Genomic DNA, 23,503 nt, shown 5'->3' on the forward strand with positions numbered 1-23,503 from the left:
CTCCAAAAGGGCCGCCAACAAGACAGCGAACACCTTTTGAAGAGTTCTGACTAATTGTTCCTCCAGCTCTTTTAATAAAGGCCATTCTGTGGTAAAATGTTTCATGGACTCTCTCCCTCCTGTTTTATTGATGTTGGTCATCACCATCATAGCAGGGAGAGAGTCCTTTTTGCATGACATTTGCTTTTTTCTACCGCGCTTCGCTTGGTGGCCCCGACGAGCGTCGCGAACAAAAGTTCGCAACCCTCGTCGGGGAATCATTCCTGAATGTCACCCACAAATATTTTACTCACACGTTGTAAACTCCCCTTACTTGTTATGTTCATTTTATACTTTAACGCCCAAAATCGTTAAAGACAATACTTTTTCGCTATTTCGAAATATTTTTATTTTTTCGATAACAGAGGGAATGTCACTTTCATCGTCGTTCCGCGCCCTTTTTCGCTTTCCATCGTCCACGTGCCGTCCATCATTTCAATGATGCGAATCGATACCATCGCCCCGAGCCCTGTCCCTTTTTCTTTCGTGCTGAAATACGGTTCGCCATATCGTGCCAGCTGCTCTTTCGTCATTCCTTTTCCTTCATCGCGCACGACGATCGTAACCGTTTTTTCATCGACATGTACAGCGACGTACACCGCCCCGCCGCTTTCCATCGCTTCAATTCCATTTTTTATTATATTTAAAAAGCATTGCCGAAAATATTGTCCGTTCCCTTTGAGCGTCGCAGGCATGAGGGTTGGGACAATTTGCACCCCATGCATGTTCGCGAACGGACGCAGCATGTCAATCACTTTTTCTAATTCATGATGCACATGAAGCGGTTCTACCTTTTCTGGGAACGGCTTCGCAAACGTTAAATAATCGTCAATAATGGCACAGGCGCGGTTTAACTCTTCAAGGGCGATATTCATATATTGCTCTTTCGTTTCCTCCGATATGTCTCTTCCTTTCATCAGTTGCATAAATCCTTTGACAACGGTAAGGGGGTTGCGAATTTCATGGGAAATGCTTGCGGCAAGCTGGCTAACGACTTCCATTTTTTCAAGCTTGATCGCTTTCGAACGAATGAGCAACGCTTCCCGTAACGTTTCCATCATAAACACAACAAATAGTACGGCGACAGGAGGGACGAGAATAAAATCAACGATGTACGACTCGGTCACCTCGAAATCGGAAATCGCTATCGCTAATATCGTTGCTGCAATCGCAAGAATAAACGTCATCATCATCGAAGCAACCATCCGTTTTGTTTTCGGCAACCGTTTAAAAAATGGAGAAAACAAACTTCCGAAAATAAACATCATGACGTAAACAGCGACCGTAATAAACTGATGCCCGTACATCACCCACCGCGCAACGAGTAAAATAATAAGCAACGGCAAGCTCACCGTCCATCCGCCGTAAAACGTGCCGATGAGAAACGGAACTTGCCGCAAATCGTGCACGCAATCGGGCGCGATGTAAATCGGATATTTCATACATAAAATAAGTGGCACGCTCAAACACGCAACAAACAACAAACGTTGATACACTTTTTTGCGCTGGAAAAATCGAACGTAATCGTATAAAAAGTAAAAGAAAAAAATGCTCACTAAAATGTAAAATAAATTGTTTAACACGTGCTGATTGATATATGTCATCTTTCTCAACTCTCCCACATCGTTCATCCTTTTTCAGTTTCGCGAAAACTTTTTCCGTTGTCAACGCATCGACATCTTTGAAAAAAGATCACGTTTGCATTATGATAAAGATGCAAACTACATAGTGGAGATGGTTATCATGAATGATCGGCGTTATTTGCCGCTTTTATTTGTTGTGATGTTTTTCGTCATGGTTGGATTCGGCATTATTATCCCCGTCCTTCCGTTTTTCGCCGAAAACATTGGCGCGACTCCGACACAGCTTGGCTGGTTAATGGCTGTATATTCGTTTATGCAATTTTTATTTGCGCCAATGTGGGGACGATTGTCTGATCGTTACGGACGCAAACCGTTTTTGCTGCTCGGCATTTTCGGTTTAGCGCTTTCGTTTTTCTTATTTGCCTTGGCAACAAAACTTTGGATGTTATTTGCCGCGCGCATCATCGGTGGCTTTTTATCTGCCGCTACGATGCCGACAGCGATGGCATATGTCGCAGACGTCACGACCGAAGAAGACCGCGGAAAAGGAATGGGCATTATCGGTGCGGCTGTCGGTCTTGGCTTTATTTTCGGGCCCGCGATCGGCGGCGTGTTTTCAAAGGCGAGCTTAACCGTTCCGTTTTGGATCGCAGGCAGTTTAGCGCTTATCACTGCCATATTCGTTTTCTTGTTCTTGCATGAATCGCTTCCGAAAGAAAAGCGATCGAACGGAGAAACGAAACGACCGTCACTTATGGCGGCGCTACGGAGCGACGTATCGCGTCTGTACATATTGCAGTTTATCGTCACGTTTTCGCTTGCGGGACTTGAAGCAACGTTTGCTTATTTTGCCGCAAAACGCGCAGGACTTTCATCGACAGAGCTCGGCTACATTTTTATGATTATGGGACTTGCCGGTGCAATCGTCCAAGGGGGACTGCTCGGAAAACTCATTCAATCGTTCGGTGAAGGAACGGTCATTCGCGGTGGACTATTTATGTCAGCGCTCGGCTTCTTCCTTATTTTATTCATCGACCATTTTTGGACGGCTGCCCTTTATTTAACGATTTTCGGCCTCGGCAACGGCGTCATTCGCCCATGCGTATCCGCCTTATTAACGAAACAGACGATCGGGGGACAAGGAAGCGCAACAGGGCTGTTATCGTCGTTCGATTCGCTCGGACGCATTGGCGGGCCTGCGATCGCAGGATGGCTATTTACATTAAAGCCGAGCTTGCCGTATATGACAGGCATCGTGCTCACATTTATTTCATTCGCCTTGTTTCAATCATTCGAACGAACAATGACGCAAAAAGTCTCCGCTTAACCGGAGACTTTCGTATTTTTTTCGAAATATTAGCACATTTTCTATGATGACAGTACAGAAATATATAGTATAATTTTACCGAAGGGGATAGAAAATGGGGGATGATTATGGCGAAGCGTTTTTTATTTATCATTGTCACTGCAATGATTGTATCGTTTTCATTGTTGTTTTCCTTTTTTTACTTAAATAGCATGAAAAATGCTCAAAAACAGTTGTACAACCAAGCGAAATCGCTCGCTACCCAACTGGACGATAAAAACACATTCATTCAATTACATACGAATCAAATTCGTCTAACAAACGGGGAGAACCTTGGGGATGGGATCGGCTTACGCTTGCGGCAAGTTGGCGTTCCGGGCTTTATACGCAATGAACAAAACGCTCCAGACGATTTCGAAAAACAGGCGATTCAAGCGTTTTTATCCCATCCGTCGGCTACCGAATACACAGCGCTAGCCAAAGTAAACGACCGCCTTGTTTATCGATATGTCGAACCGTTGCGCATGGAAGCGGCTTGCCTTGCATGTCACGGTGAACCGCGAGGAGAAAAAGATATGTTCGGCTTTCAAAAAGAAGGACTGAAAATCGGCGATCTCCGTGGAGCAATTACTGTTACTGTCCCTGCTGAACACGTCATTCGCTCCGTGCGAGAAAATACAATCGACTTAGTCATTGGCGGCATCGTCATTATCATCGTACTCGTTTCCATCGTTTTTTTAACGATTCGCCGTACCATCGTCTTGCCAGTCCGAAACATTGTCGATGTATTTCAAAATATTTCAAAAGGCGACTTAACTACCGAAGATGTGATTGTTGCAGGCAATCATGAAATCGCTCTGCTATCGAAGGCAGCAGTTGACATGAAACGTCAATTGCGCTCCCTTATTTTTAAAGTAAAGGAAAGCTCTGAACAAGTAACCGCCTCCTCGCAAGAATTATCTTCCATATCTCATGAAGCGAGCATATTATCAAAAGAAATTTCACAGTTTGTCGATGCGGTTGCCCAACAGGCAAACAACCAATCAATAAAAACCGAATACGCTTCTCAACAAGTTGCGAAGTTAAGCGAACACGTCCAACAAATCGCACACAAAACTTCAATGATGCAAGCACTCGGGCACGAAGCGGAACAAGAATCGATAAACGGAAAACGTTCCGTAGAAAATACGATTACCCAAATTCATGTTATTCGCGATACGGTAAAACATTTGTCCGACATCGTTATCCAATTGTCTGAACGTTCACAGCAAATTAGTACAATCGTTCATATGATTTCAAATATTTCGGAACAGACAAACTTGCTTGCGCTAAATGCTGCTATTGAAGCGTCGCGTGCGGGGGAGCATGGGCGCGGTTTTACCGTCGTTGCTGAAGAAGTACGCAAGCTGGCAGAGCAGTCGGCGCAATCCGCTCGAACGATTACTCAGCTCATTCAACATATTCAAAGCGATATTTCCTCTGTCGTCAAACAAATGGAAGCTGGCTTTCTCGAAGTTCAAAAAGGGGAACAAATCGTTGAAAATACAGGGGAATCATTTGAACGTATTTTATGCGCTTTAAAAACTGTCGTCGATGAAATTACCCAAGTTGCCAATGGGGCAAAACAAATCGCTGAAAGCGCTAACAAAGTCACAGAAGAAATTGATCATATTCGCTTTCAAGCGAAGGAAGGAGCGGCAAGCTCATTTGAGATCGCCACAAACATCGAACGGCAAAATGAATCGGTTCACCTCATCAACCAGTCTGCAAAACAACTTGCAGATTTATCCATGGAACTGCTCTCTTCTGTACAAAATTTTAAAGCATAGGATAAAAGGGGTAATGTAATGCCCCTTTTATCCTAAAACTAAGGAATACGAATATTTTTACAGAAAATCACTTAATTTCTTTAACCTTTCTTCTCCATCGCATGACGCCATCATCGGCCAATGAAGCAAATCGATATCAACAATGTAGCGGGGCCGTTGTTTCGCTTCTTTGTACACTTTTCCGATATACTCCCCGACTAGACCGATCGCCATCAGCTGCAATCCTCCGACAAGCCAAATGGACAGAATAAGCGACGTCCAGCCTGTTTGCGTATGACCCGTCATTTTTAAAAAAAGCACGTATATGGCAAATAAAACGCTGACAAAAAATGAACAAAAACCGAGAAGGGAAACGAACCGAATCGGCATCATGCTAAATGACGTTAATCCATCGAATGCAAAGCGCATCATTTTCATCAACGGATATTTCGTCACTCCCGCTTTCCGCTCTTTTCGGTCATAATATACGGCGGCAGACGGAAAACCAAGAAGGGGCACAACGCCGCGCAAAAACATATTTACTTCGCGAAATTGTTGTAACGCTTCGACGGCGCGCCGGCTCATGAGACGGTAATCCGCATGATTATAAATGAGTTTCACCCCGATGCGATTCATCATGCGGTAAAATGTTTCCGCCGTCCAACGCTTCATATATGAATCAACGTCGCGCTTTCTTCTCACCCCATAAACGATATCATATCCTTCATGAAACTTGCACACAAACTCACGAACAACATATATATCATCTTGCAAATCGGCATCCATCGTTACGATGCAATGCGCCACGTCTTTGACGGCAAACATGCCTGCTAAAAGGGCGTTTTGATGCCCCGCATTGCCCGCAAGTTTTATTCCTTTCACTTCCTCATGTCGCAAACAAGCTTTATAAATGATCGACCACGTCCGATCACGGCTTCCATCATCGACAAATACGATTTTACTTTCCGAAGAAATGAGCTGTTCATCAATGAGCTGTTGCCGCAACGCCCGCAACTGTTCGATCGTCTCTGGCAATATGTCTTCCTCGTTATAACAAGGGACAACGATCGCTAAAATCGTCATGTCGTTTCACTCCTTTCTATTTCGTATAAATAAATCGTCCATGCGGACTCATCGTTTTCAAACGTTCGCAATAGCTTTAGTTTGTTTTTCTTCGCATTGTCAATCGGCAAAGCGGAAAAGACGTATCGCCCACCCATGTCGTACAACACGTTCGTATTGAGCTGCATACGGCGAATGCGTTTGTTTGATTGCTTCGTAAACATATAACGTTTGCCAAGCTCCGCCACAAACACGTAACAACGTCCGCCCCATTCATCGAAATATTCCTTCAGCTTTTTATTTTTGTTTAGCTCGCTCGCAATCACTTTCCGGAATTGGTGTTTGTACGACAGCGGATAAAAATTGTTGTACGTATCTAACGTGTAAAAGCCGTTATATTGAGCGATCGCTGGGTGAATGCCGATGCTGACGACCCGATACGTATGAACAGGCTTTTGAATATATTGTTTGATGTCTTGAAATTGCTTTTCGGCATAAAACGCCCGAAACGTTGGCTTGTCGCGATAAACGATTTGTTCATGAAACAACAGCGCCACAACAAGCTGCGCAAAAAGCGCAAACGAAACGATACGCCCATCCCATGCGCGCCAAATGATGCGAAGCGACAATGCAAACAGCACGTAAATGACCATCGGACGTAAAAAATGATAGCGCGCAAAGTTAAATCGGTCTAAAAACGGAAATGCCTCCGTCGCAGGAAGCCATCCTTTATAAAACCAAAACGCATACCAAAGCGATAGCGCAAAATTAAGTACATGAAGCTGCCAAAACAGCCGCTCTTGTTGCCACCATTTTTTTCTCCATACGATATATAATGCGATGAACGTAATCGGTAAAATAATGAGCGTATGAATCGTCATCACATGCGTATGACCGAGTATGTAGTTTTTTAATGTTAATCGAAGCGAGCGCCATAACGACAGACGGGCATGGAAATATTCATCACGACTCGTCGGTTCGGTCGAAAATAAAAACGAATGAACGAGCCGATATTCCACCGCCAAATAAAGAGCAGTCATATATACGAGCGCCAACAATAACGGGATGTTCGGACGACGGCGCCACGCATCAACGATCCAAAACAAAAACATCGCGCTTAAAAAAAAGAAAAAGCCGAGCACAAAGCTAGAATAGAGCGGCAACAAAGTAAGGACGACATAGTTTTTCAACGAGCGATCACCAGCGCGAATGTTCAGTAGCGCCCAAAGCGCTAGCGGCATGCCGAGCGTGCTAAGCATCCCCGATGGCCAAAACGGTGTCAATGCAAACGCAAGCGCCACTCCGACACGAATCCACTCCTCTGTCTTTTCTTTTTCCTTAATCACGTGCGTGTTCAACAATACATACATGCCGATGAATGCAAAAACGCGCGTCATCAGCTGGCTCAGTCCGTATGCATAGACGGGTGGAAAAAGGGCGTGAAGCCAGACGATGCCGCTAAATTCTGTTCCGTATGCGTTGCGCGGCAACCCGTTTATCACTTGCGGAATCGTCGCATGAACGGAGCCGAACAGCTCGCCGCTTCGTACGAGCACACGATACCAAGCGATGTTCGAATCTAAATTGTCGTGTACGCGCATGTGAACATCTTCCCCAAGCACGAAATAAGGCAATGCGTGTAAAAAAATGATGATGAATCCAAATGCGAACAATCTCATAACGCCCCTCCATTCCCCATTATTTTTTAACAACAAATGAAAAATATGCATAAGAAAAGCCTAAGCTATACAAGCTCAGGCCAAAGTTGTTTACAAAATTTGCGAATGAGACGGGGAACGAGATGATCGCGCCGATAAACGAGCGTATGAACGAGCTGCTTCCTTTCTTCTTCCGTAATCTCCCAATCTTCTGGCATATGTTTCGTCATCTCTTCAAGTAAAAGCGCTGGCATCGTTTGTATGATGGCGATTGCTTGTTCGAACTGTTCCACCGTCGTAAACGACGCCATCATGCGATGTGTTTTGCTATCGATGAGCGTTTGCGGCAACTGTTTTAATTGTTCAACCGTCCATGCCGAACAACCGCATATGTCGGCATGATCGATGATCCATAACGTTTGTCTTTCCTCTCTTTGCTCGATAATGACATTTTTTCTCGTCCGATCGCGATTGTACAACCAATAGTCGAAAACGATGACGCTTGCCAATTGCCATCCATTTTCAACATGTTCGATCGTCGTTTCGTGGGCGTTTTTCCCTTCGATATATGCGCTCGCAAATTGCGTTTTTGTTTTTATAACGGTCGTATCGTCTGGAATAGGCAAAAGCGTATGGGGCAAAGAAACGAGACGGGCGTGTGGGATTGGAAGGTTCATATATTTTGCGATTTGATAGGCAAACCACTCGTTTATGAGTGCCTTCGGTTTTTTCGCATCATAACATTTCACGACATATCGTTTGCCATCGTCAAAAGTGACAAGATGGGAATTATGTTTATGTTGCGCAAATGTCCGTTCATACTTCATGTATATCCCCCACAATGTTGTGTAATAAGTCGACATACGTTTGGGCGCAACGTTCGATCGTAAATCGGTTGAGCACATGCCCCCTGCCAGCTTCAGCATATTGTTGTTTGTCGTCCAACACTTCAGCGATCGCACGAACTGCACCGCGCGTATGATGCTCGCGAAATAAATATCCTGTTTTTCCGTGAACGATAATTTCCGGCATTGCCGATACGCGCGGGGCAACGACTGGCACGCCGCACGCCATCGCTTCAATAAATGTATTTCCGAACGATTCGACTTTTGTCGTCGCTAATAAACAGCCGCCCGATTGACGAATTTTCGCATACATATGAGGCATTTGTTGATACGGCACAACGGGAAACCATTTCACAAATGATGTCAGCTGTTTTTCCTTCCATTCCGTTTCAAACGCTTCTTTATCTACGCTATGTTGTCCGCCAATGACCCAACATTCCACATCATCGCGCTCTTTTTGCAACAAAGAGGCGATTCGTAAAAACGCACGCCAATTTTTACGCCCATCTAACCGTCCGACGTACGCAACAATTTTTTTATTCGGGACATCATCGCACTCCATCGGGCGAAAAAAAGAAGCATCTAATCCGTTATAAATGACGGTAATCGGTGCTCGTTCATCGCTCAAAACGGAAAGAAGACGTTTTTGATAAAAAGACGGAACGATAAATTGACGCGGTGGAATTTTTTCAATCCCTTGTAAATTTCGTTTCAATTTCAACAATTCCGGTGTGCGCGCCTCGACAATGATCGGTCCGCGATACCCGACATCGCTTAACCAATCGTACGCTTGGCTCGTATCGACGACGATGATCGCATCATATCGTTTTCGCAATAAATCGTATATGTCGCTTTTCTTTTTCATAACGTAGACATTTGCGACGTCTTCCATCATATGCATGCCGCCAAGATCTTTCGTATATAAAAAATCGGTTGTGATGCCATGCTTTTTAAAATACAACGCCCGATTGCGCCAACCCGCATTCACCCCGCCAACCGTCAACAACCGCCAAATGACTAAAATGTTCACACCTCAGCCCCCTTCATCGCATGCTCTTTTATTACTGTATGTGTCAAAGGCTTGTCGCTTGTTAAAATAAAAAAACGAACAGTGCCAAGGCACTATTCGCCATGTTTCAATTCCTCATAGGTACGATACAAACTGACGGTCAAATTATCGGTGTAAAACGATTCCAAGTATTAGTTTCAATTCCTCATAGGTACGATACAAACATTAGAAAACCGAAACAAACTATACAACAAATTCGATAGTTTCAATTCCTCATAGGTACGATACAAACTAATCCTACTAACATAAAAGAACCATACGTCGGTTTAGTTTCAATTCCTCATAGGTACGATACAAACTAATCCTACTAACATAAAAGAACCATACGTCGGTTTAGTTTCAATTCCTCATAGGTACGATACAAACCCTTTGCCCAATTATAGAATACCACAAAGGGGGAAAGTTTCAATTCCTCATAGGTACGATACAAACCCTTGAAGGAATATAGAAAGAACACAATCGGAGATGGTTTCAATTCCTCATAGGTACGATACAAACCCCTAAAAAGTGTTGATATATCAACACATGGAAAAGCTATACAACGTCATTGTACATCAGTTCGAAAATTCAGTCAATAGTCTTTATCGCTTGATGCGTCTGAAAAAGTGACAAAAATTAAATTGTCGTCGATCCCCCGGGATTTTTGCAAGATTGGAGGTCGACGACGGTTGTGAATCATTGAACAAAATTATTTGATTTCGTTGTTGCGATCATGACACCATACACGCTCGGGTGAAAATGAACGAGCTCGACATGTGCAAATGCCGCTTTCGCCTCATCCATCAGTTGTTGCGACGGAATGCGCTCATGAATCGGTGGACCCATGTCACTTTCAACCGCTTCCCAATCAATCAATAGAAACGCACCGTTCGGTTTCATGATGCGGGCGATTTCCGCAAACACCGCTTCCCGATCGGCTACTTCATGCAAAACAAACGCCATCAGCCCGTGATCAACCGATTGCGATGGAATCGTTGTTGCCGTCACATCGCTTAGGATGTAAGAAATGTTTTCTACCCCTTCTTTTTCTGCGTGTTGCTGGAGTAAATCGAGCATTTCTTGTTGTACATCAACGGCATATACTGTTTTTGCCACTTTCGCTATCGGGACAGTAAAATAGCCGTTCCCTGCCCCTAAATCTGCCACGACATCCCGTTCGCTAATGTGCAATAACGAAACGACTTCCTCTGGAGCAATCAGCTCTCTCCTTTTCGGATTCAACAACTTCTCTGCTTTAGAATGATGAAATCGATGCCCTGCCATGAATCATCCGTCCTTTTCTTTTTTATACTTACATACGTATTTTACCCTTTTTTTCGATGTTTGTCGTCTGAACAACAAGTCAAAAAAAGAGCTTCATTTATTGAATGGAAAATGAGCTCCCTTACGACACGGTATTTTGTCTTGATTCATAATTATTCTTGATTCGTTCAACCCAATACGCTTCATCGTAATGGTAAACATAATTCGGATCCTCTACCATTCGTTCTAACATTCCTGAATTCAAAAGAATAATCGAAGCACGGTCACCGAAATGTTGTTTTAATCTGTTCTGAATTTCTAAAATAAATTCGAGATCAAGTTCATCAAGGGGATATTCTAAAAGTTTCAATGATATGCACCTTCTTATGAAGTACGTATGCCAAAGCTCCCTCAATATGCAAAGAAAGTTGATTTACAATGTTTCCTCTCGGCAGTATATGTCGCTTAAACTCTAATAACGATATTCCATTTCTTTTCACTTTTCGTAAAACAATTTAACAACCCTCTCTCCCCTTGAATGCATGATAACATGTTGCAATATTCAACAAAAATCAAACAAATCCTTTTTATTCATTGCTTTCATGAATCGAAATGAATTTTTAGTTCTATACTCATCTTTTCATTTCCTACTCTCAACTTGCCAAAATTTATAGTAAAAAGAAGGCATGTTCCCCTCCCTATGACAGAAGTTGAAAACATAAAAAAAGCCAGCGTGTTAAGCGCTGACTTTTTTATGCCGATGTTTTTGTCGGGAAATGGCCATTTTTTTCATCCGTTCGTACGTATGTTTTTTGAACATGCGGAGACGTCATAAGAGAAATCATCGCCCCATAGTCTACCGCAAAGCGAATGAAGTCGCCGACTTGAATGTCGGTGTACGTAGCGTCAACAATAATATGGTCGCTGCTTGAGCCAATGATTTGAACAGGATGTAGTGGCGTCAATCCGCTCACGTACACATCTTGGCGGCCGATGCCGACAATGGCGCGCTTCATCATTCCTCGTTCTTGAAATATCGGCGTTTCCCCAAAGGCATTGCGGCTTTGTACACCGTACGGGACAGATGGCTTCGTTTTCACTTCGATCACTTCCGCGACGAGACAAAACGCATCTTGATATAAATGAGGAATAGCCGCACCGCGAATCGTTTCTCGTCCTAAAAAAATGGATTCGCCAAATCGGAGATGGTTAATGCAACCGACATCTTTCGTTTGTTTTAACCAATAATAGTTCGCGGAGTTGCCACCAGATACGTACGGTAAAAACAACGCATACTGTTTTTGAATATGTTTCGCAAGTGACGAAAGCTCATGCATTTTTTGATCCGTCGGAATAACGCCACCAAAACAGGCGAAATTTGCGCCGATGCCGACAATTTGAATATTTGGCAACGAACGTATTTGTTCAATAAATGACGGGACGTCTTTCGGCATAATCCCTTCGCGCAAGTCGCCCATTTCAACCATAATAATAATGGCATGCGTTTTATTTTGCTTGACCGCCTCCGCCGAAATCGCACGCACGACGTCGATTTCTGATTGGACGCTCACATCGACATATTGAACAACTTTATTTACTTCACTTAATGCAGGTGTACGAATGAGCATATACGTTGCTGGAATGTGCGCCGATTTTAATTTTGCGATCCGTTCAACTTTCGTATCCGCTAAACTCGTCAAACCGCTCTCGACAAGGGTGCGAGCAATTTGTACATCTCCGCCTACCCCTTTGACGACAGCTGTCATTTGTATTCCTTTTTCTTCACACCATTTTTTCAACGTGACAGCATTATGACGGATTTTTCGCAAGTCAATTTCGACTTTCGCCGTCATGACACCGCCACCTCGCGTTTTTGTAACGCTGGGAAATAGTCGATGAGGCGTGCGACAACTTTGTCTGCGCCGTATTTCAGCACGTCTGTTACAGGCATGTGGAATGTTCGTTCATATTCGTCAATCGTTCGCTTCAGTTCGTCATCTGTCATTCCTTCATGATTTAACGTGATCGCAACGACTTTTGTTTTTCCGAAATGTTCAATTAATGCAATTTCACTTTCGACCGTAGGCATTTCGACAAACGGGAAATCGCCCAACACTTTTCGCTTCGGCGGATGCTGCAAAATGACTGCTTGTGGCCGCGCCCCTTTTAAAATGCCAGCCGAGCTGACGTAAGCTGGATGGCTTAACGCCCCTTGTCCCTCTACAATAATGATGTCGGGTTTTTCCGTTTCGTACGCACGCACAATTTCTCGTTCGAGTTCACCGATCATATATTGAAGCGGAAACGCATCCATCGCAAATCCGTACGAAGCACCTTGAATTAAGCCTGTTTGTCCTGTCGCAACAAACGCCGCTTTATAGCCACGATGTTGCATTTCTTTCGCGATAATCATCGCGGTCGTTCGTTTTCCGCACGCCCCATCTGTTCCGAGCACCGCCACAACGGGCGCTTTCACTTGCAAAATGCGTCCCGTAAATAACGTCCATTCTTTTTTCGGACGCGGTTTGCGAATATCGCGAATCGTTACTCCACAACGTTTGGCGATTGTCATCATTTCTTCGTCTTCTGTTAAAAACTCTTGAAGTGGGTTAATGATATGCATGCCTGCTTCCATCGCTTCGATCACGACTTGTCGTTCTTCTTTTTTGAGAAAAGCGTTCGCTGGAGCAATTCCTAAGATGAAGTAGTTCGGTTTTTCTTTTGCGGAGGCCATTGCATCTTGAAGGTTTTTACAAATCGGAATGCCATTTTTCTTTTGATCAAGCACTTCTCCCGCATCTTGACCAGCTTTTGTCGAATCAATAACCGCCACGATTTCATACAGTCCAGAATCGCGCACAAGTCCATTCGCTGTTTTTCCATCCATGGAACCAAATTGATTTTCACAATATACAATGGCGTATTTCTTCACAAGAAATCCCTCCATTTCGTTGTGAAATCAATATCCCCATGAAAAAAAAACATCTCGCTTTACCGAAATCGGAAAGAAAGATGTTCCCTGCTTTAATAATTATATCAAATTTTGAATAAAAAGTAAAATACATCACTTGTCCAAAAGAAGGTTGTTCTCCATGCATTTTTCATAGGTATGGTACAAACCGCATAAGTGGAAGCTCTCGTCAGACCAAAGACAGTTTCAATTCCTCATAGGTACGATACAAACAAATGTGGGAAATTCAATTAGAACATCGCATCGACGTTTCAATTCCTCATAGGTACGATACAAACCATAAGCACATCATTTGCTGGGAAGGACATGGAAGTTAGTGTTTCAATTCCTCATAGGTACGATACAAACCCTAAAAAGTGTTGATATATCAACACATGGAAAATGTATACAGTTTCATTATACAACCATCCGAAAATTCAGTCAATGGTCTTTATCGCTTGATGCGTCTGAAAAAGTGACAAAAATCAAATTGTCGTCGATCCCCCGAGGTTTTTGCAAGATTGGAGGTCGACGACGGTTGTGAAATGATGAACAAATCCATAAGCATGCTGTTTTTATCAGTGAATCGGAAGGCGAATGACAAACGTCGTTCCTTGTTCCGATTGAGCAAAACATGTTTCATTCCCAATACAATGAGCACTGCTAAATGTAGCGAAGAATGAAATGATGTTCCACTTCCATTTGGAGGAATTTTAATGTCGTAATAATTGAGAATAACTATCCCGACTGCCAACAACACGATAAAAAAGTTCGCTCGGGATTAAAGGAAGAAGAATAAAAAAGAAGTCCGCTGAAACAAACAATCGAGGTATATGATGATATAAGTTGTTTCCTCCATAAAACCTCTTTTCACATCCGTTCTAGAGCTTCACTCTATCGTTCTATTTCAAACACGACAAAGAAGCAACGGAAGCTTATGCCTTAAAAAAACATGGCGCAATGGCGCCATGCTTTTTACCTAAACATCATATCGTCCTTACGAGCGACGCCTGTTTTGTATGCGGCTTTCATGACAGCTTCGCGCACGCGTTCAGCCACTTTGTTGTTAAAGACGCTCGGGATAATGTATGTTTCGCTTAATTCTTCTTCTGTAACGACAGAAGCGATCGCTTCGGCTGCTGCTAGCTTCATTTCTTCGTTAATTTCGATGGCGCGGCAGTCTAACGCGCCGCGGAAAATACCTGGGAAGCAAAGGACGTTATTAATTTGGTTCGGATAGTCTGAACGCCCTGTCGCCATGACGCGAACGTACGGTTCGGCAAGCTCTGGATCAATTTCTGGAACTGGGTTTGCCATCGCAAAAACGATCGGATCTTTCGCCATTTTTTTCACATCTTCTACCGTTAAAATGCCTGGTGCGGATACACCAATAAATACGTCCGCCCCAGCGATAACGTCTGAAAGCGTTCCGCTTATATTTTCCGGATTCGTCATGTTTGCATATTCGTTCCAATACGGATTGTCATATTGTACGCCGCGATGAATCGCCCCTTGACGATCAACACCGATAATGTTTTTCACACCCGCTGCTAACAATATTTTTGTGCAGGCGATGCCTGCCGCGCCGATGCCTGTTAATACGACTTTAATGTCTTCAATCTTTTTATCTACAATTTTTAACGCATTTAACAACCCTGCAAGCAAGACGACCGCTGTTCCATGTTGGTCATCGTGGAAGACAGGAATGTCGAGCTCTTGTTTGAGCCGTTCTTCAATTTCAAAACAACGTGGTGCCGCGATATCTTCTAAATTAATGCCGCCAAACGCCGGGGCGATCGCTTTGACGATTTGCACAATTTCTTCCGTATCTTTCGTATCTAAACAAATCGGAAACGCATCGACGCCCGCGAGTTGTTTAAACAACATCGCTTTTCCTTCCATGACCGGCATCGCCGCATACGGTCCAATGTCACCAAGTCCTAATACTGCCGTTCCGTCTGAAATGACCGCCACCGTATTTCGTTTAATCGTTAACGAATACGCTTTTGTTGGATCTTCGGCAATCGCCGTACATATGCGCGCCACTCCCGGCGTATATACGCGCGCCAAATCGTCACGCGTTTTAATCGGAATTTTCGATTTCACTTCAATTTTTCCGCCGATATGCATTAAAAACGTGCGGTCAGAGACGTGAATGACTTTTACACCTGTCGTTTTCCGCAACGTATCGACAACGACGTCCGCATGCTTCGAATCAAGAACGCTCACCGTAATATCGCGCACTGTATGCGTTTTGCTTGAGGAAATGACGTCAATGCCGACAATATCTCCACCAGCTTGTCCAATTGCGGTGGCAATGTCGCTAAAAGAGACGACGTTTTTCGCAAATTGTAATCGAATCGTAATGTGCATGTTTGCTCCGCTTGACATGTTGTACCCTTCCTTTTCTCTATCGCTTCATGTTATTTTCCTGCAATGCCCGGACTTGTCATGGCATACGGGTCTAAAATATCATGTAATTGCTTTTCATTCAACAAATTGTACTCCAAGCATAGCTCGCGCACCGATTTTCCGGTACGAAGCGCTTCTTTTGCGATGCGTGATGCCGCTTCATAGCCGATGTACGGATTGACCGCTGTAATGACGCCGATACTGTTTTCGACATGTTTTTTTAATCTTTCCTCATTCGCTTCAATGCCGGCTAAGCAGTAGTCGGTAAACACGCGAAACACGCTGTTCATCATATGAAGCGACTGAAGCAAATTAAACACAAGCACAGGCTCCATGACATTTAACTCGAGCTGCCCTGCTTCTGACGCTAAACAAATCGTATGATCGTTTCCGATCACTTGAAACGCCACTTGATTGACGGCTTCCGCCATGACCGGATTCACTTTTCCCGGCATAATGGACGAACCCGGTTGCCGAGCAGGCAATGTAATTTCCCCAAGCCCTGCGCGCGGACCGGACGCCATGAGACGAAGATCGTTAGCGATTTTCGACATGTTGATCATACATATTTTTAAGGCAGCCGACACTTCTGTATACGCATCTGTATTTTGTGTTGCGTCAACGAGATGTTCCGCGCGCACAAGCGGCAACCCTGTCAAACGAACGAGATGAAAAATGACGCGCTCAATATAGACCGGATCGGCATTTAATCCTGTACCTACCGCCGTTGCGCCGATATTCACTTCGTATACATGTTGGCGCGACTGCGCAATGCGCTCCATATCGCGCTTTACGACGCGGCGGTATGCTTCAAATTCTTGCCCAAGCCGAATCGGAACGGCATCTTGTAAATGCGTCCGTCCCATTTTAATGACGTGGTCAAACTGTTTCGCTTTATCGGCAAACGTATCGTGCATATGTTCCATCGTTTGAAGCAATTCGTTCACCATGTTTAACACCGCGATATGAATGGCCGTCGGAAACACGTCGTTTGTCGATTGTGACATGTTGACGTGCGTATTTGGACTAATGATATGGTAACTTCCTTTTTTCTCTCCTAACCATTCAAGTGCGCGATTCGCGATCACTTCGTTTGTGTTCATGTTGATCGACGTTCCTGCCCCGCCTTGAATCGGGTCGACGATAAACTGATCGTGCCATTGTCCTGCGATCACTTCTTCTGCCGCTTTGACAATCGCTTGACCAATGCGCACATCGAGCTGCCCCGTCTCCATATTCGCGAGCGCCGCCGCTTTTTTTACGATCGCCATCGCTTGAATAAGTTCGCGATGCAATCGATACCCTGTAATCGGGAAGTTTTCTGCCGCGCGCATCGTTTGAATGCCGTAATATGCGCCGGATGGAATTTCTTTTTCGCCAAGCAAATCTCGTTCAATTCGTACTGCTTTCGTTTGCAACATCTATGCATCCCAACTTTCTTCATGTTTTTCTGTTATGTCATTTGCGATTGGCGTTTCCATCATGTTTTTTATCTCAAGCAAATTCGTCGTTTTTCCTAGCGCCCACATCAACTTCGGCACGATCGCTTCCGTATTCATATCGCCGGATAAAATGACCGTATTTTGCGCCACTTTTCTCCCGACTTCGTATAACGTTAAGTCTTCCCCTTCTTCTAAACATTGCGTCGTAATAACGACGGCCATGCCGTCATCAATGAGTTCTTTTATTTTCGGCAACAAATTGCGCCCTTGAAACGGCACGCCGCCGCTTCCGAAGCTTTCGATAATAACACCGCGATATAAATGGCGAATGTAATCAAATATTTCTGGCTTTGTGCCCGGATAAAGCTTTAACAAAAACACATCCGGACAAAGCGACGAATCAAACTGCACGTGCCCATTTGGCTTTTGTAGCTCGTATTGATAATGAATCGTTTCCCCGTGAATATAGGCGACGTACGGATGGTTAATGCTTTCAAATGCGTCATAACTTTTCGTCCGCATTTTTACCGCTCTCGTTCCTAAAATGACGCGCCCATCGAAGACGACAAATACCCCGCCGACGTCTTCGCATGCAAAACGAAGCGCATCGCGTATATTTTTTTTCGCATCTGTTTTCGGAAAACCGATCGGCACTTGTGAGCCTGTCAACACGATCGGTTTGTTGCTGTTTTGGATCATATATGATAACGCGGCTGCCGTATAAGCCATCGTATCTGTTCCATGCGTGACGACGAAACCGTCATATTGGTCGTAATGTGTATAAATCGCCTGAGCAATATCGCGCCAATGTTCTGGCTGCATGTTTGTGCTGTCGATGTTCATTAAAATTTGGCTATGTAGCCGATACGGCTGATTGTCGATCGTAATGTAGCTCGTCAATTCTTCTGCCGTCAGCTTTGGTGTCAACCCTTCTTCACTTGGCACAGAAGCAATCGTGCCGCCTGTCGCAAGCAACAAAATGTTTTTCATTATCGTCACCCCAAATATGGCGATTTTAAGTCATCTATTGTATTCTTTGTGTCATGTAGTGTAAACTATAAATAAAATTGTTCGCGTTTCGCGTACATCCATTTCAATTATATTCAGAAAAGAGGAAAATAACAAGTGTTTTTATTCGTTTCGCAAACAGCAAAAGGGGGAGAAGAAAGATGATTTCAAAACGATTATCGGAGTTACGGAAAAAGAAACAATGGTCGTTGCAATATATTGCCGATCAACTCAATATCGCAAAAAGTACATATGCAGGCTATGAATCGGGATATCGTCAACCGTCGTTAGAAGCCGTCAAAGAACTCGCCATTTTATTTGGCACAACAACGGATTATTTGCTTGGGGCAACGGATGAAGAACAACCGACCATTGAGCTGACGAATGCGGCGTTTCATATGACGGTCGATGGAGAAACAGTTACGGAAGACGAAATCGTTTGGCTTATTGCTTTTCTTCGCGCAAAACGCGACATCGAAAAAAAGAAATAGGCGCATGAAACGCCTATCCGACCACATAAGCAACATCGCGCATCAATTGTTCAACGGAGGCATACGGCCGATCCAACTGCAACATGCGCCGCAACACATGGCGCGCCTCTTTTGACAAGGAAAGTTCGTCTTCCCAGCTGTTCTCTTTATCCGCTGTCGGTTCATAAGAAGAATACAATAAAAACAATAAAAAATGACCGAGGGCATATATGTCGCTTTTTACATCAATGTTTCGCCTTAGCCGCTGTTCAAGTGTAAACAGCCGTTCATTTTTTTCATATAAAAAGCGCGCAAGTCCAAAATCGAGTACATATACAACCCCGTTGCGAAAAACGATATTCGGGATGCGCAAATCGCGATGTACAATGCCGTGCGCGTGAATGTATTGCACGACACGTAACACATCCGCCAATAACGAAAACGCTTCTTTTTCATCGTACGTTTTATTTTTTTGAAAAATAAGCGTCTCGATCGTATCTCCATCGATATACTCCATCACTAAATGCGGAGTACCACGCACATCAAATGAATTATATAACTTCGGAATTTGTGGATGATTGAGCTTTTTTAAGATATGCGCTTCTCGTTCAAACGATGCCCGCCGTTTCTTTGTTTTCGTCCGCTTCATTTGTTTTAAAACGACGAGCTCATTCGTTTGTTCATCACGTGCCACGTACGCCACACCATAGCTGCCTTCTCCAAGCCGCGCTTCAATCGTGTATCGCCCGTTTACGACCGTTCCTTCCCGATACGGCTTTTCAATAAAAATCATGAACTGCCAAAAAAGCTAGAAAATACGCTATGGCTACGATGCTTCTTTTTATAATGTTTATAGCCGTATTGCGACGGATGGCGATGCGGACGGTACGTATAACGGTCGCTGCTGCTGTAACGATGCTTGTGCATATTTTTGTGTAAAAGCATCTCAAGCAATTTTTTCAACATGGTTATCATCCCCTTCATAACGGATAGCTTACTATACGGAAAAATAAGAAAAAAGTTTCATATTTAAAGTATATCCTTGCGAAATAGAAAAAATTTTAAGAAAATACATAAGAAGGGGGAATGCACATGTTTCGAGATGGGATAAAATCAGGAGTAGCTATTGCGATCGGATATGCGCCTGTTGCGCTGACGTTCGGTTTATTAGCGAAATCAACAGGGCTGTCGCTTATGGACACGACGCTTATGAGCATGATTGTATTTGCAGGGGCGGCGCAATACATTTCGCTCAATTTACTATCTCTTGGCACCGGTCCGTTTGAAATCATTTTAACGACGTTTATTTTAAACATTCGGCATTTTTTAATGTCGGCGTCGCTCAATGAAAAAGCAGAAAACGATTCGCTATGGAAAAAAGCGCTATACGCATTCGGCATTACGGACGAAACGTTTTCGGTCGCCGCCATGAAAGAAGGAACGATCTCTGCTTCGTATATGTTCGGACTCATTTTCATTTCCTACAGCAGTTGGGTCGTCCATTCGGCAATCGGACATATCGTTGGCGCGCACTTGCCCGAAAATGTACAAGTAAGCTTATCCGTTGCCCTTTATGCGATGTTTATCAGCTTGTTAGTTCCTGCCGTCAAAACAGAACGGAAAGCGCTATGGCTCGCCGTTTGCGCCGGTGCCATCAACTGCGTGCTTTTATTATGGCTTCACGTCCCGAAAGGATGGGCGATCGTCATCTCTACAATCATTTCCGCTATATGTATTCAATGGGTTGTAGAAAAAGGAAAGGAGACGGAATATGCACAGTAACATTTTTCTCATCATTCTTGGCATGGGGCTTGTGACATACATTCCGCGCATGTTGCCATTGACGCTATTTCATCGCATCGAATTGCCGCCGTTTTGGCGCGGTGTATTGCGAAACGTTCCATACGCCACGCTCGGCGCTTTAATTATTCCGGGTATTTTTCTCATTCAAGACGATCCGGTATTTGGCATCCTCGGCTTTGTTAGTGCCGTAATTGCCTCATGGCTCGGCGCGAACGTCATGATCGTCGTGTTCGTATCTGTCCTTGTGTTAACCGTATATACGATGGTGTAATAGTGAAAAGTCAGCGTGTGATCCGCTGACTTTTTCCCGCTGTCGCTCTTTTCATTACTTTCGTTTCCAAACAAATTGCAAAACAAGCAAAATCACAAAGCTGCCAAGACCGATCACATCTGACCAAACAGTCGGGTTAATGAGCATCACACCGGCGCCAACCGCAACGACTCGCTCAATCCAATGCAAACTGCGCATCCAATATCCAACCATCCCTGCACCGATGGCAATCATTCCTGTAACGGCCGTGAAGATGACCCAAAGCAATTCCGTTATAGTTGTATCAATCATAAGCAGCTGTGGGGATAAGACGAACATGTACGGAATAATGAACGCCGCAATCGCCAACTTCGCCGATTGAACTCCGGTGCGAATCGGCTCCCCACCTGATACACCAGCAGCGGCAAAAGCCGCGAGCGCCACCGGAGGAGTAATATCTGCAATAATCCCAAAGTAAAACACGAATAAATGAGCCGATAAATCAGGAACACCAAGCAAAATAATGGCTGGCGCAGCAATCGTTGACGTAATGACGTAGTTCGCGGTTGTTGGCGATCCCATTCCTAAAACGATCGCCGCAATCATCGTTAAAAATAACGTTGGCAATAAATGCCCCCCTGCAATATCAAGCAATCCGTTTGCGAGCTTTAACCCTAATCCTGTTTTCGTCACGATGCCGACAATAATTCCGGCAGCTGCAGTAGCGGCAGCGACCCCTAACGCTGTCCGCGCTCCGTCTACAAGCGCATAAACGATATCGACAAGTTTCATATTCGAGTCGCGGTTTATAAATCCGACGACGATGGCGATGGCGATGGAATATAACGCCGCATGCGTAACAGTCACACCAGCCGTCAATAAGACGATGACCGCAATAATCGGAATAAGCAAATAAATTTTCTTAAACACTTCTTTTCGATTTGGCATTTCTTCTTTTGACAGTCCACTTAAACCGATGCGCTTCGCTTCAAAGTGCGTCATAATCCAAATGCCTGCGAAATATAAGACGGCTGGAATCGCAGCTGCCTTTGCGATATCCCAATAAGTGAGCCCGCCACCGATAAACTCGACCATAAGAAACGCTGCCGCTCCCATAATTGGCGGCATCAACTGCCCACCTGTTGACGCTGCAGCCTCGACCGCTCCGGCAAACTCTTTTTTATAGCCGAGCTTTTTCATCATCGGAATTGTAAAAGATCCTGACGTCACAACGTTTGCGACAGAACTTCCGCTAATCGTTCCTTGTAGCGCACTAGAGAAGATGGCTACTTTTGCCGGACCTCCTGTGCTTCGACCGGCAATCGCCACTGCTAAATCGTTGAAATATTGCCCAACACCTGTTTTCACGAGAAACGAACCGAACAATAAGAAGAGGAAAATAAATGTCGACGATACACCTAATGGCGTTCCTAAAATTCCTTCCGTCGTAAAAAACATCGTTTGCACGAGACGTTGCAAGCTCAAACCGCTATGACGCAAAAAGCCCGGCATCATTTCGCCAAAGTAACCGTACGATAAAAATAAAATAGCGATAATGGTAATCGGCAAACCAACCGCGCGACGCGTCGCCTCTAACACAAGCAAAACTGCCAAAACGCCTGTGTAAAAATCTTGATCAGATAGCATGCCGACACGCATGACGATCTTATCAATATGAAGCGGCCAATATAAACCGACGTAAATGCTTAATAAAGCGAGCACGATGTCGTACCATGCTACTTGAAGTTTTCCGCTCTTTCTTTTTCCGCGCCGAGCAGGAAATAAAAGAAAGATGAGGGCTAACGCAAATCCTAAGTGAACGGAACGTTGAATTTGCGCAGTAAAGACGCCAAAAATAGCCGTATACAACTGAAACAACGAAAAAGCTAACAATCCCACAAACACAACTTTTTGAAAAACCCCTGTCAATTTGCGCGTATTCGATTCGGGATCGTATTTTTCTAGTATTTTTTGTTGTTCTTCAGCTGATAATACGTCAACTTTTTCATTCGTCAATGATGTTCACTCCTTTCAACTGCTGCCATAAACTGATTCGAGTTGGAACGATTCTCACCCACTTGCCATAACCGATCTTCTCACCGAGCACAATTTCTTTTCCTTTGTAGATGAGGCGATGATTAGCCCGAACTTGGCCAATGCGGAGATCAATCGTTTGAAAGCGACGGTTCATATTTGTAATGACGTACTTCCCGTCTCTTCGTTCGAACACTTCATTTCCTTCCGCATTCGCTGGCATTCCAACCGCAAAGTTCTCATACATCAACTCTGTAAGTACGAGTTCTTTTTCGAATATCGTATATGTTTCGACAACATCGGTGAAATGAATCGAATGTGTATAAACGATTTGAAACGTTTGCGATTCAGCGATCGGAAAAAATGCGATGAGACGATCGGAATCTTCGAAATAAAACGCAATTACTTGCTTATAAGGAAAGAAGAACAAGCAAGCAAGGATGATGAACAGGGGCAAAAAAAAGAAACGTTTCAGCAAAGACATCACCATTCACCTTTAAACAAAACGAAACGATAGACCGA

General features: G+C 44.1%; 21 protein-coding genes and 1 CRISPR repeat array. Of the genes, 5 read left to right on the plus strand and 16 right to left on the minus strand.

Features of this window, described 5'->3' with window-relative positions:
- Positions 1 to 386 precede the first annotated feature (386 nt).
- Positions 387 to 1,643, minus strand: coding sequence for an ATP-binding protein (locus tag LH47_RS08900; protein ID WP_043966689.1), 1,257 nt, complete (start codon positions 1,641 to 1,643; stop codon positions 387 to 389).
- 139 nt (positions 1,644 to 1,782) lie between these two features.
- Between LH47_RS08900 and LH47_RS08905 the strand changes: the two genes are divergently transcribed.
- Both LH47_RS08905 and LH47_RS08910 read left to right on the plus strand, forming a co-directional pair.
- On the plus strand, positions 1,783 to 2,949 hold the full coding sequence (locus LH47_RS08905; RefSeq protein ID WP_043966667.1) for a tetracycline resistance MFS efflux pump: 1,167 nt from the start codon (positions 1,783 to 1,785) through the stop codon (positions 2,947 to 2,949).
- Positions 2,950 to 3,056: 107 nt separating this feature from the next.
- The gene (locus LH47_RS08910; RefSeq protein ID WP_043966668.1) at positions 3,057 to 4,757 is read left to right on the plus strand and encodes a methyl-accepting chemotaxis protein; all 1,701 of its coding nucleotides are present in this window, start codon (positions 3,057 to 3,059) and stop codon (positions 4,755 to 4,757) included.
- Positions 4,758 to 4,814: 57 nt separating this feature from the next.
- Here the strand turns inward: LH47_RS08910 and LH47_RS08915 are convergent, their stop codons facing one another.
- The 11 genes from LH47_RS08915 to LH47_RS08965 form a co-directional block, all read right to left on the minus strand.
- Positions 4,815 to 5,819, minus strand: coding sequence for a glycosyltransferase family 2 protein (locus tag LH47_RS08915; RefSeq protein WP_043966669.1), 1,005 nt, complete (start codon positions 5,817 to 5,819; stop codon positions 4,815 to 4,817).
- Complete coding sequence (locus LH47_RS08920) at positions 5,816 to 7,528, minus strand: DUF6044 family protein (RefSeq protein ID WP_084221299.1); 1,713 nt, start codon at positions 7,526 to 7,528, stop codon at positions 5,816 to 5,818. The genes LH47_RS08915 and LH47_RS08920 overlap by 4 nt, the downstream gene beginning before the upstream one ends.
- 14 nt (positions 7,529 to 7,542) lie before the next feature.
- Positions 7,543 to 8,283 (minus strand): HipA family kinase, encoded by a 741-nt coding sequence (locus LH47_RS08925; protein ID WP_043966671.1) that lies wholly within the window; start codon positions 8,281 to 8,283, stop codon positions 7,543 to 7,545.
- Positions 8,273 to 9,331 carry a glycosyltransferase family 4 protein gene (locus LH47_RS08930; protein WP_043966672.1) on the minus strand — a complete coding sequence of 353 codons (1,059 nt, stop codon included), beginning with the start codon at positions 9,329 to 9,331 and terminating at the stop codon, positions 8,273 to 8,275. The genes LH47_RS08925 and LH47_RS08930 overlap by 11 nt, the downstream gene beginning before the upstream one ends.
- Positions 9,332 to 9,434: 103 nt before the next feature.
- Positions 9,435 to 9,868: a CRISPR direct-repeat array (repeat unit 30 nt; unit sequence GTTTCAATTCCTCATAGGTACGATACAAAC).
- A 177-nt stretch (positions 9,869 to 10,045) separates the two neighbouring features.
- Entirely contained in the window at positions 10,046 to 10,633 is a 588-nt protein-coding gene (locus LH47_RS08935; protein WP_043966673.1) for a class I SAM-dependent methyltransferase, read from the minus strand.
- Positions 10,634 to 10,754: 121 nt separating this feature from the next.
- Positions 10,755 to 10,982 (minus strand): hypothetical protein, encoded by a 228-nt coding sequence (locus LH47_RS08940; RefSeq protein ID WP_043966674.1) that lies wholly within the window; start codon positions 10,980 to 10,982, stop codon positions 10,755 to 10,757.
- 382 nt (positions 10,983 to 11,364) lie between these two features.
- Positions 11,365 to 12,465: an alanine/ornithine racemase family PLP-dependent enzyme gene (locus LH47_RS08945; protein ID WP_043966675.1), complete on the minus strand. Its 1,101-nt coding sequence runs from the start codon at positions 12,463 to 12,465 to the stop codon at positions 11,365 to 11,367.
- Positions 12,462 to 13,544, minus strand: a complete 1,083-nt coding sequence (locus tag LH47_RS08950) for a DUF1611 domain-containing protein (RefSeq protein ID WP_235341094.1) — start codon at positions 13,542 to 13,544, stop codon at positions 12,462 to 12,464. The genes LH47_RS08945 and LH47_RS08950 overlap by 4 nt, the downstream gene beginning before the upstream one ends.
- Positions 13,545 to 14,537: 993 nt before the next feature.
- A complete protein-coding gene (locus LH47_RS08955; protein ID WP_043966677.1) occupies positions 14,538 to 15,953 on the minus strand; it encodes an NAD-dependent malic enzyme in 1,416 nt (471 codons plus the stop codon).
- A gap of 32 nt (positions 15,954 to 15,985) precedes the next feature.
- Positions 15,986 to 17,395, minus strand: a complete 1,410-nt coding sequence (gene aspA / locus LH47_RS08960; protein ID WP_043966678.1) for an aspartate ammonia-lyase — start codon at positions 17,393 to 17,395, stop codon at positions 15,986 to 15,988.
- The gene (locus LH47_RS08965; protein ID WP_043966679.1) at positions 17,396 to 18,406 is read right to left on the minus strand and encodes an asparaginase; all 1,011 of its coding nucleotides are present in this window, start codon (positions 18,404 to 18,406) and stop codon (positions 17,396 to 17,398) included. It abuts the gene before it with no gap.
- A gap of 179 nt (positions 18,407 to 18,585) precedes the next feature.
- Between LH47_RS08965 and LH47_RS08970 the strand changes: the two genes are divergently transcribed.
- Complete coding sequence (locus LH47_RS08970) at positions 18,586 to 18,915, plus strand: helix-turn-helix domain-containing protein (protein ID WP_043966680.1); 330 nt, start codon at positions 18,586 to 18,588, stop codon at positions 18,913 to 18,915.
- Positions 18,916 to 18,928: 13 nt separating this feature from the next.
- Here the strand turns inward: LH47_RS08970 and LH47_RS08975 are convergent, their stop codons facing one another.
- Both LH47_RS08975 and LH47_RS16450 read right to left on the minus strand, forming a co-directional pair.
- Positions 18,929 to 19,687 carry a serine/threonine protein kinase gene (locus tag LH47_RS08975; protein WP_043966681.1) on the minus strand — a complete coding sequence of 253 codons (759 nt, stop codon included), beginning with the start codon at positions 19,685 to 19,687 and terminating at the stop codon, positions 18,929 to 18,931.
- The gene (locus LH47_RS16450; RefSeq protein WP_003399256.1) at positions 19,684 to 19,860 is read right to left on the minus strand and encodes a hypothetical protein; all 177 of its coding nucleotides are present in this window, start codon (positions 19,858 to 19,860) and stop codon (positions 19,684 to 19,686) included. Before LH47_RS16450 ends, LH47_RS08975 begins: the two co-directional genes overlap by 4 nt.
- A 126-nt stretch (positions 19,861 to 19,986) precedes the next feature.
- Between LH47_RS16450 and LH47_RS08980 the strand changes: the two genes are divergently transcribed.
- Together LH47_RS08980 and LH47_RS08985 are read left to right on the plus strand one after the other, a co-directional pair.
- Entirely contained in the window at positions 19,987 to 20,676 is a 690-nt protein-coding gene (locus LH47_RS08980) for an AzlC family ABC transporter permease (protein WP_043966682.1), read from the plus strand.
- Positions 20,666 to 20,968 carry an AzlD domain-containing protein gene (locus LH47_RS08985; protein ID WP_043966683.1) on the plus strand — a complete coding sequence of 101 codons (303 nt, stop codon included), beginning with the start codon at positions 20,666 to 20,668 and terminating at the stop codon, positions 20,966 to 20,968. Before LH47_RS08980 ends, LH47_RS08985 begins: the two co-directional genes overlap by 11 nt.
- Before the next feature lie 54 nt (positions 20,969 to 21,022).
- On the opposite strand, the gene LH47_RS08990 is transcribed toward LH47_RS08985, so the two are convergent.
- Positions 21,023 to 22,963 (minus strand): TRAP transporter permease, encoded by a 1,941-nt coding sequence (locus LH47_RS08990; protein ID WP_043966684.1) that lies wholly within the window; start codon positions 22,961 to 22,963, stop codon positions 21,023 to 21,025.
- Positions 22,953 to 23,465: a DUF1850 domain-containing protein gene (locus LH47_RS08995; protein WP_043966685.1), complete on the minus strand. Its 513-nt coding sequence runs from the start codon at positions 23,463 to 23,465 to the stop codon at positions 22,953 to 22,955. Before LH47_RS08995 ends, LH47_RS08990 begins: the two co-directional genes overlap by 11 nt.
- Between the last annotated feature and the right edge of the window lie 38 nt (positions 23,466 to 23,503).

Origin of the sequence: Anoxybacillus thermarum, assembly GCF_000836725.1 — a bacterium.
GTDB classification, from domain to species: domain Bacteria; phylum Bacillota; class Bacilli; order Bacillales; family Anoxybacillaceae; genus Anoxybacillus; species Anoxybacillus thermarum.